Annotated in this window: 7 protein-coding genes; 6 read left to right on the top strand and 1 reads right to left on the bottom strand. The window is 35.8% G+C overall.

Annotated features, from left to right (window positions below):
- Positions 1-179 precede the first annotated feature (179 nt).
- Positions 180-1970 (top strand): hypothetical protein, encoded by a 1791-nt coding sequence (locus AN486_RS20155; RefSeq protein WP_053537923.1) that lies wholly within the window; start codon positions 180-182, stop codon positions 1968-1970.
- 438 nt (positions 1971-2408) lie between these two features.
- On the opposite strand, the gene yidD is transcribed toward AN486_RS20155, so the two are convergent.
- The gene (yidD, locus tag AN486_RS20150) at positions 2409-2654 is read right to left on the bottom strand and encodes a membrane protein insertion efficiency factor YidD (RefSeq protein ID WP_053537922.1); all 246 of its coding nucleotides are present in this window, start codon (positions 2652-2654) and stop codon (positions 2409-2411) included.
- 66 nt (positions 2655-2720) lie between these two features.
- Here yidD and AN486_RS20145 point away from each other — a divergent pair, with 66 nt between their 5' ends.
- The 5 genes from AN486_RS20145 (at position 2721) to AN486_RS20125 (ending at position 9259) form a co-directional block, all read left to right on the top strand.
- Positions 2721-3413: a diacylglycerol/polyprenol kinase family protein gene (locus AN486_RS20145; RefSeq protein WP_053537921.1), complete on the top strand. Its 693-nt coding sequence runs from the start codon at positions 2721-2723 to the stop codon at positions 3411-3413.
- A 470-nt stretch (positions 3414-3883) separates the two neighbouring features.
- Positions 3884-4258, top strand: coding sequence for a CTB family bacteriocin (locus tag AN486_RS20140; protein ID WP_053537920.1), 375 nt, complete (start codon positions 3884-3886; stop codon positions 4256-4258).
- A gap of 745 nt (positions 4259-5003) precedes the next feature.
- Complete coding sequence (locus AN486_RS20135; protein WP_053537919.1) at positions 5004-6512, top strand: HlyD family efflux transporter periplasmic adaptor subunit; 1509 nt, start codon at positions 5004-5006, stop codon at positions 6510-6512.
- Positions 6513-6588: 76 nt separating this feature from the next.
- Positions 6589-8757, top strand: coding sequence for a peptidase domain-containing ABC transporter (locus AN486_RS20130; protein ID WP_053537918.1), 2169 nt, complete (start codon positions 6589-6591; stop codon positions 8755-8757).
- A 178-nt stretch (positions 8758-8935) separates the two neighbouring features.
- On the top strand, positions 8936-9259 hold the full coding sequence (locus AN486_RS20125) for a hypothetical protein (protein WP_053537917.1): 324 nt from the start codon (positions 8936-8938) through the stop codon (positions 9257-9259).
- Positions 9260-10272: the final 1013 nt, after the last annotated feature.

The following is a 10272-nucleotide window of genomic DNA, read 5'->3' as shown; positions in this document are numbered from 1 at the left end:
GTGAATTAGATGTTGATATTTCCTCAACAGTAGGAACACGCGATCGCCCTGTGGAAGTTTCCATGAATTTTGGTAAAACTGAGATTGCTGTCACGGCTATAGATATCAAAACAGGAAAAACTTACAACACTGCTTTGCGATTTTCTTCTACCTACTCGATTGAATAAGGAAGGTTATACATGATGGAATTTCAAGAAACAAATAACTCACAGCCAGAAACAAAAGAACAAGTTGAACAATTTCCAAAAGAGAAAAAAATTGAACTTATAGATCAAGCAAAAAATACATTAAAAAGTATGCTAAGTATGTCTCGAACAAACGAAAAAATATACAACAAACTTCTGCTGGTTTATAACTGGTTATGTGCTATTTACGATGGGCAACCTGACACACAGTTTGAATATTCAGAGATAAAAGTGGCTTACGAAAATATTCAGCCAGCACTTAATTTAATCAACAGATTATTAGATGATAAAGAGAAATTGCGCCAACAACTAACTGAAAAAGAACAAGATAATGAATCGCTAAATCGTGAAAATCGTAAATTAGAGAAAATCTGTCAAGACTGGGATAGAGACGACGAATCACTAAATAAAGAACTTGCCAGGATTACCGCAGAGAGAAACAATTTTTCTCCTTTAATAGGAAGGTATCAAGGACAAATTGAAACTCTTCAGAAAGAATTGAATAATACAATAAGTAATTACCATCAACAAATTGATAGAAAGAATGAGGAAATTGAAACTCTCAAAAAAGAGAATCAAACGATAGTTCAAAATTTAGCTGAATTAGAAGCAAGCAAGGGCAGACTTTTAACACAACTAGCATCTGTCAAACAAAATACAGTAACTCATTACGATGGAACAAGCGATCGCCCCCAGCATCATGTATTGACAGGTGAATATAAAACTCTCAAAGAGCAATATCTTGATCCTTTAGCAAATAGCTTGTTTACATTGATGGCAACAAGCAACCCAGAACTCAAGCAACAACGTCGAGAAAAAGTCAATGATATTAAAGCTGATATCTCGGCTATTGTTCTGATTGGTGGACAGGCAATCATGCGAGGAGAAAACACAATTTCAATAGAATTACTATCAGGAATGCTAAATGAAATGCTAAACTTGTTTTCTCAGAAGCTAGGAATATTTGATATACAAAGTCAATTATCACAAGTTTCAGAACTGCTGACAAAAGCAGCAAATCTCGCACAGGGAAAAGTTCAATATCCTGTTCCTGGCAAATGGCAAGAAGACGACTTTAAGCAAACTATAAGAGAATTGAGCGATCACCTTTGTCAAAAACTCCACCTTAATTTTACATCTCTAAACCAAGATATTCAAACTGAAATCCAGCAATCAATTAACAACGCTTTAATATTTCTGCAACGTGCTAACCTTGCAGATCCACCAGCTTTTCTGAGTCTCGAAAGTAAAGGTGCGCCTTTCCGTTTCAATTATCACGAAGCCGCAAAAGGGTACGATGATGAGGGAAAAATCATTAAAGCAATTTATCCTGTTTATCTTGTCAATTCTGAAGCAAAAGTGAAAGCAATTGTTCTCACTGAAACAACAATAACAACAACAACAACTGGTCAAAGAAATCCAGATCCTGCACATAATAGTATCAGATATGAAACATTATCCCCAACAGAACCACCATCAAATCCACCTGCATCTGCGACAAAACTTTCGGAGATTAGTGAAGATGAAAAAGAAAAAATGATTGCCCAGGGAATGCTACAAGGAAAACCTGAAACTCTCATTAAAAATGTGAAAACTAGATGGATTGATAATGCCGATTATTCATATTATGGTGGTGATAAAGATTCAGATAATGAATTACTAGAAAAGTTAGCAAATATCACCAATATTGAGGTAATTGAACAATTGGAAGATGAATTGATTATAATTAAATATTTTGGCTCTTGCGGTAATTTTATGGTGGAAACTCAAATAACTAAAATTTAGTACCTAAAATTTATATTCATTAAGTCTCAGACTTCAGTACCAGCAAGAGATTACAAGATTTTAAATATGTTCAGATAGCAATGATGATATAATGATAATTATAAAACACAAAATTGCTTATAGTTTGGCTACTATGCTTAAGTAGTCAGTAACCCAGCCCTAAAGGGACTGAGCTTGCAAGAGTAATCAGGCAAGCTGTGCTGACCAGACCACCTTGAGCTTAGTCTCATGGTAGCCGTGAGGCAGAGCCTCATCAACTGCATTCCTAGTCAGAGACTAGGAACGAGATGTGGTAGAGATTTGAGCTTAAATTGACACCAATGAGATTTTGCTTTACCCCTACCTTTAGAATCAAACAATCAAGCCGTTTTGAGTATATTTTTGTCCAATTACTTACCAAAAGCATCCGTGTAATCCAGTAATCCCTTAAATCCGTGATCACTCTTCATGTTCACAACAAGATTTTGCTTTCGCATCTGGAACAGGATCATAACCTCCTGGATGAAAAGGGTGACAGCGTAAAATCCGCATGATAGCCATCCAACCACCCCGAAATACCCCAAACCGTTCAATAGCTTGAATCGCATACATAGAACAAGTAGGTTGAAAGCGACAAGTAGGGGGAAATAAGGGAGAAATAAATAAGCGATAACCCTTAATTAGCCAAATCAATAATATTTCCATATCCAAATCCCATAAAGTAGAATTAAAGTTAAAAATACCCCTATTTCCTCATTGTTTAACACATTCATGAGCTTAGAAACCCTTTCCCCATTGTCGCTGCCAATTGCCACCGCTGCGGCTTGGGTAGGATTGATTATCTGCATTGCTTGGGTAGTTAGTCGTTTTACTGATAGCGAACCAGAAATCATTCGTAAAATCGTGCATATTGGCACAGGTAATGTGATTTTAATTGCTTGGTGGTTAGATATTCCTGCTTATGTGGGAATTACAGCGGCAGTTTTTGCGAGTATCATCACCTTATTATCTTATCAATTCCCCATTCTTCCTGGTATTAATAGTGTTGGTCGTCAAAGTTTGGGAACATTTTTCTATGCTGTGAGTATCGGTGTTTTAGTAGGTGTTTTTTGGCATTTACACCAACCGCAATATGCTGTTTTAGGAATTATGACTATGGCTTGGGGAGATGGATTAGCTGCTTTAATTGGGAAACGGTTTGGCAAACATAAATATATAGTTTTCGGTTCTCAAAAAAGCTGGGAAGGTTCTTTAACAGTGACTTTAATCAGTTATTTTATTTGTGTAACCATTTTACTTGTTACCCAAGGTAGTATTTGGCAAACCTGGATAGTTTCTTTAATTATTGCCTCAATCGCTACGATTTTAGAAGCCTTTTCTTTTCTGGGAATAGATAATTTAACAGTTCCTATCGGTAGTGCCACCTGTGCCTATTTATTGAATCAGTTACTATCGGGTTACTAATTAATTCCTGATATAGCCAAATGATATTTATAAAATTAGAGATAAGTAGGTTGGTGTTGAAAATTGTCGTTATGGCAAGGCAAAAGGCAAGAGGCAAGAGTGAAGAGGGTTTGGGCGATTTTACATTTCTTTACACAGTTTGGTTTTATTGTGTTCACCTACTTATCTAAAAATATAGATATTTTAATTTTTTGTTGATTGTCAACCTTAACGAATATATATATTCAGAGTTCTCTGGAAAAACAAAAAATAAATACTATGCAGAATCGTGCAGGTTTTATTGAACTAGAATTTATCTTTATTATTAATAATACTATTTTAATAATTACAACCTATTTTGTCTCTACTTTTAGAGGTAAATTTGCAAACTTTACTTTCTACCTGTAGGTTTATGAATTATTAGGCAACAATGCTTATAGTTGAGTTGTTAGGTGATGAAACACCTAATTTTGTAAGTGAGGCTAATAATTGTGTTAAATCAAATGGACGCATCCGATTTGATTGTTGCTTTATCTGATCAGCAGCAAGAAATAGTGACTGGTGGGGCTGACTTTGAACTAGCTGCTAGTAATTACGCTAACAAAGGATCGCTTTTAATGGGATCAAGCGTCTCCGGTCCTCAAGGTAGCAGTGCTACTTCCGCAGGTAAGTCTAATACTATCCTGACTGCGGGACAAGATTTCTTAGGTTTAGGTGCAGAGCTTCCTGCTGGTGTCGGAGCTTTAGGTCCAGCCGTATTACCAGGTGATGGAACAGCAACAACTGCACCCGCAGTAACGACTGTACCCGCAGTTCCAACTCCTCCAGTTACTGGTGGAGTTGGATCTCTAGGGATTCTTGTGTAGATATGGGCTAGTCAGCCTATAAATTACCTAATCTTAAAGCAAGAGTAATCTGGTGCGGCAGAGTGGGATGGAAAAATTGAAACATGAAAACTCAAAAAGCAACTTGCACCAGCTTTTTGTGAGTTTTTAATGGTTAGTTATTTCCACCACTCCGCACGGCTAGTACCGCAAGGCGGAAGTCAAAAGTCAAAAGTCAAAATGAAGACAGTATAGGCTTTTGGAGGATTTAAGTAGGTGAACACAATAAAACCAAACTGTGTAAAGAAACGTAAAATCGTCTAAACCCTCTTCACTCTTGCCTCTTGCCTCTTGCCTCTTGCCTTTTGCCTTGCCATAACGACAATTTTCAACACCCACCTACTTAGAATGGTTGGTTTATTTACGCCAACCTGTACTAGTCAACACCTTTTGCGAGAACAAAAGGGGGTAAGGGAAATGATAAAGGCTTGCTCAATGTAAGTGAGGACTTTGAGAAAGTTTGAGCTTTTCCCTACTTCTTCTTAATGCTTGATCTGCGTTAAAGATTTGAGAAAGCAATTCCCACACAACAGCGGAAGAACTATCTCTACCCCCTTCACTAGATTATAACCTATCATCCAATTATTTTTCATGATGTGAACACAGAAGTTTGCTTGTTTTTATTCCTAATAATTTATTACCTGAGATAGTTGATGTTTGATTGCATGATATTAGCAATTTCTATCTTAGATCAGACTATTTTAGCCCTAATAGAAGGTGTAATACCGTGAACTCCTTACAGAGTCAAAATAACAATTCTCCCTATAATTTAAATAACTCGACTACAGAAGATTTGCATATACTAGAAACTAATGAGTTTCTCCCCCATATTGGTAAATGGATTCATCTTGGTGGGGGAGTGATGATTACGATGTTTGTAGTTGCTGTGAGTCTCACATCTGTTCTCTATTACAACATCACAGTTAAAGTTCCTGCAACTATCCGACCATTGGGAGAATTACGGTTAGTTGAATCTGCAATGACGGGAACTATTAAAAAAATTGTAGCTAAAGAAGATCAGGTAGTAAGCAAGGGAGAAATAATTGCTTATCTTGATGACTCCCAACTCCAATCTCAGAAAAAACAACTGCAAAATACTATTCAGCAAAGTCAATTACAACTTCTTCAAATTGATGCTCAAATTAATCAAATCAATACTCAAATAATTGCTCAGACTAACTTAAATGACCGTACCATTATGGCTGCACAGGCCGAATTAACTGGCACTGAACGCAACTATAAAGATCAGCAAATTAAAACCGGTGCGGAAATGACACAAGCTAAAGTAGCTATAAATTTAGCAAAGGAGCAACTAGCAAGATTACAAAAAGAAAAGGTATTAATAGCCACTGTGGAAGAAGCAGAAGCAGGTTTAAAGCTGGCTATATTACAGCGCGATCGCTTGCAGAATATAGCTCAATCGGGAGCAATATCTCAGAATTTAGTCGAGGAAAAAGAACAGGCTGTTAAGTCTGCTCAAGCCAAATTAGAACAAGCCAAATCTAGTTCTAAAAATCTCCAAGAAGAAAAAGAACAAGCTGTTAAATTAGCACAAATAAACATACAAAAAGCAAAAATTGGCATTAATCCCAGTAATGCAAGTGTAACAGTAGCTTCGGAAAGAATTAGGCAAGAAAAAGCCAGAGGTGATGGCAATTTAGCAGCTTTAAAAAAAGAACGGGAACTATTAATCCAGCAACGTCTAGAGCTGCAAAAACAACAAATTCGCACTCGTCAAGAATTACTACAACTAGAAAATGAGTTGAATAAAAGTGTAATTCGCTCCCCAACAAATGGCACACTAATGCAACTCAAACTCCGCAACTCTGGACAGGTTGTACAACTTAGTGAGGCTCTTGCTCAAATTGCTCCTGTGGATGCCCCTTTAATCATCAAAGCTCACGTTTGGGCTAAAGATATTGACAAAATAAAAACCGGTCAAGCAGTACAAATGCAGGTTTCATCTTGTCCCTATCCAGACTATGGAACTCTTAAAGGAACTGTAAAAACAATTGCACCAGATGTTCTAGCAACTACACAAAATAACTCTATTATCAGCACCCCCCAGGTAGCTACTTACGAAATCAATATTGAACCACAAAGTCTATTTTTAGGAAAAGGTAATCATTTATGTTATCTCAAATCTGGCATGGAAGGACGTGCTGATATTATTTCTCGTCAAGAAACTGTACTACAATTCATCCTCAGAAAAAGCAAATTAATCACCAATTCATAAATTAAATTGTAGACAGAATTAAGCAATAACTCAAGCCAATACAAGTGTTAATTAACCTAAATTTTTCTGAATAATTATGTTTAATATCTTCAAACCTCATCAGAATTATCAGTGTGTTTTACAGTTAAGTGAAGAAGACTGTGGAGCAGCTTGTTTAGTTTCTATTACCAAACACTATGGACGCTTTTTAAGTATGATTAAAAGTCGAGAAGCTGTTGGTACTGGACAATTAGGAACAACATTATTAGGGTTAAAAAGAGGTTCAGAAAATCTTGGTTTTAATGCTAGAGCAGTCAAAGCTTCTCCAGAAATTGTAGACAGAATTACAGAAATTACATTACCTGCAATTATCCATTGGCAAGGCTATCATTGGGTTGTTTTATATGGTAAAAAGGGAAAAAAATACGTTATTGCTGATCCGGCTGTGGGAATTCGTTATCTGACAAAAGAAGAATTAACCAATGCTTGGGATGGGGTAATGCTCTTATTAGAGCCAGATCCAGACCGCTTTTTTGAACAACCCCAAGAAGAATCAAAAGGTGGAATAACGCGCTTTTTTCGTCGGCTTTTACCCTATCGTGGCTTACTAGCTCAGGTTTTAATGATTAATATTGTCCTGGGTTTACTAGCTTTAGGAACTCCGGTTTTGATTCAATTATTAACAGATGATGTTCTCGTGCGTGGAGATGTACAATTACTTACTGTTGTCGTTTCCGCTGTTGTTGTTATGAGTTTATTTGGCGGAGGATTGCAAGTATTTCAAGCCTTAATGATTTCTCATTTTGGACAAAGATTACAACTAGGTTTAGTTCTAGAATTTGGTCGTAAACTTCTCCAATTACCATTAAATTATTATGAATCCCGTCGAAGTGGAGAAATTACTAGCCGACTGCGAGATATCGGCGAAATTAACCAATTAGTATCACAGATTGTGATTGTTTTACCTAGCCAATTTTTTATCGCTGTAATTTCTTTTGGCTTAATGTTATTTTATAGTTGGCAATTAACAATAGCCGTTTTATTTGTTGCTGGTTGCATGACTTTATCTACCTTACCTTTCTTACCCATTCTCCAACAAAAAACCCGCAGTCTTTTAGTCTTAGGAGCAGAAAATCAAGGTGTTTTAGTAGAAACATTTAAAGGCGCACAGGTAATTAAAACTACAAATGCTGCTCCTCAATTTTGGGATGAATTTCAAAGTCGGTTTGGTCGTTTAGCTAATCTGGCTTTTAGCACGGTGCAAATAGCAATTATTAACGGGACTATTGCTAAAATTATCTCTACAATTGGTGGTGTTATCTTACTAGGCTTTGGAAGTATGTTAGTAATTCAAGGCAATTTAAGCATCGGTCAAATGTTAGCTTTTAATGCTTTACAAGTAAATGTTGTAGGTTTAATTAACTCATTAGTTGGCTTTGTTGATGAATATTTTCGTTCCCAAACAGCAGTTTCTCGATTGTTAGAAGTTATTGATGCCACACCAGAAGTAGTCGGAGGAAGTCAAAAACCAACTGCACAAATTTCTAGTGTGGCAGATATTAATTGTTCTCATCTCCAATTTCATCACGCAGGTAGAGTTGACTTATTAGATGATTTTTCTCTTCAGCTTCCTGGGGGAAAAGTCATTGCCTTAATTGGTAAATCTGGTTGTGGTAAAAGCACCTTAGCTAAATTATTAGCTGGGTTATATGTACCAGATTCTGGTAATATCCGCATCGGCTTTTTTAATATCCAAGATATTGCTTTAGATTGTTACCGACAACAAGTAGTTTATGTTCCCCAAGAACCTCATTTTTGGAGTCGGACAATTTTGGAGAACTTCCGTTTAGGTACACCTAATATTTCTTTTGAAGACATAGTTCAAGCTTGTGATATTGCTGATGCTGATGGTTTTATTAGTCAATTACCTAATAAATATCAAACCGTATTAGGGGAGTTTGGGGCGAATCTTTCTGGGGGACAAAGACAAAGATTAGCGATCGCTCGCGGAATTCTCACAAATCCACCTATACTGATTTTAGATGAAGCTACCGCCGGATTAGACCCTATGAGTGAAGCTAATGTTTTAGATCGGCTTTTAGAATATCGCAGAGGTAAAACCACAATTTTAATTACCCATCGTCCCAGCGTTATCCACCGTGCTGATTGGATTGTTCTCATAGAAAAAGGTCAAGTCCAAATTCAAGGAACTCCTGATACTTTCTTATCAAAACCCGGAGAGCATTTACAGTTTTTAACCGTATAAATAAATATTTTTAAAGTTTTTATTTATCTATCACTCAACTTAAACTAAGTAGGTTAGCATTGAAAATTGTCGTTATGGCAAGGCAAGAGTGAAGAGGGTTTGGGCGATTTTACTTTTCTTTACACAGATTGGTTTTATTGTGTTCACCTAGTTAGTTGCTTATCTAAGGAGTAATAATATGCTGAAAAATACTCAATTAAATCACCATCAATTATTTAGATATCTTGATGATACAGAACAAGAATCTCTTGTCGGTGGGCAAATTTTACCCATGTTAGGTTTATTCGCTGATGGTAAATTATTCTTCCAAAAAACCGATCTGGAAACTGAGGGCAAAAATGATTTAACTCTCGCTTCAGGTGATTCTACTTCACAAACTACTAAATATAAATTATCCCAAATAACCATAGCACTTTCTTTCACATTTGGATTGCTAACAATTAGTTATAGCGGTGATAAATTGAGTAATTTATTACCAGATTTTCTCCATAACTTCCTTTGACAAAATAGATTAAGATAACTCCACAAAAAAGATGATTCAATTTTGTGGGATAGGCATCTTGCCTGTCCTTGTATTATTAGCAGGCAAGATGCCCGCACCACAAGAAAACTTGGGAGATTTTTTTTAATTATAAGTTTCTCAATATAATTTTGGTTGCAAATCAAAATGAAGTATTGTCAGGTGCGTTACTCTGTCGCCAATGCAGCCTACGTATTGTTTTCAGAATCAAACCAGATTGCTATATTTTGTCTAAATAGAACTATAACTCAAGACTAATTTAAGCTATATAAACCTATGACTAAGGGGGCATTTTTTTCTAATTATTAATAGTTATAAAAGAAGTATAGGCAACATTCACTTATTCATAAATTGAGGCTAATAATCATGTTGAATAAAAACATGAAATCTGATTTTATAGTGAAGTTGTCAGCAAATTAAAACCGGAAATAATTCAACTAAGTGAGGCTTATAATGTTAAATCAAGATAATAAATCTACGTTGCTTGTAGAATTATCAGCAGAAGAACAACAACTTTTATCTGGGGGATGTTACCAGTCACCCCCTCCCTGTTGTTGTAAACCTAAAAAATGTGGCAGAGACTATCCACAATATGATCAACCTACACCCTATTCCAGAGAAGATAGCTATCCTGAGCGTAATGACCAGCGTGGTAATGCATACTCTTCCTAAATAAGCAAAATATCTAACTGGACTATTTTTGATAGTCTTAGGGTTTCAATTTTGTAATTATAGGGTGAGGAGAAATTTTCAGATAGATTGCTTGATATCAAATATTAGCAGTATCTTATGCCAAAATTCTGGCTTAATTTTCTCCTCTTTCCTTTTTTATCATCAGGCTTTAAATAAAATTGCATGAGTCTATCTCTAGTTATATAATAAGTTGATTTATTTGCATCAAATGATATAAGTTATCAACTAATATTTCTAACCATAGAATCATTAAATTGATCAGAAATATCTTTATAAAAGTAAACATGGTTGTACAAAACCTA

Origin of the sequence: Anabaena sp. AL93 (assembly GCF_001672085.1) — a bacterium.
In the GTDB taxonomy this organism is placed as follows: Bacteria; Cyanobacteriota; Cyanobacteriia; order Cyanobacteriales; family Nostocaceae; genus Dolichospermum; species Dolichospermum heterosporum.
Note: the sequence above shows the minus strand (reverse complement) of the source record. Positions and strands in the feature narration are given on the sequence as shown.

Bases quoted from the DNA above. Each gene is read 5' to 3' on its own strand.
- AN486_RS20155 (WP_053537923.1), top strand. From the start codon at position 180: ATGATGGAATTTCAAGAAACAAATAACTCACAGCCAGAAACAAAAGAA.
- yidD (WP_053537922.1), bottom strand. From the start codon at position 2,654: ATGGAAATATTATTGATTTGGCTAATTAAGGGTTATCGCTTATTTATT.
- AN486_RS20145 (WP_053537921.1), top strand. From the start codon at position 2,721: ATGAGCTTAGAAACCCTTTCCCCATTGTCGCTGCCAATTGCCACCGCT.
- AN486_RS20130 (WP_053537918.1), top strand. From the start codon at position 6,589: ATGTTTAATATCTTCAAACCTCATCAGAATTATCAGTGTGTTTTACAG.
- AN486_RS20125 (WP_053537917.1), top strand. From the start codon at position 8,936: ATGCTGAAAAATACTCAATTAAATCACCATCAATTATTTAGATATCTT.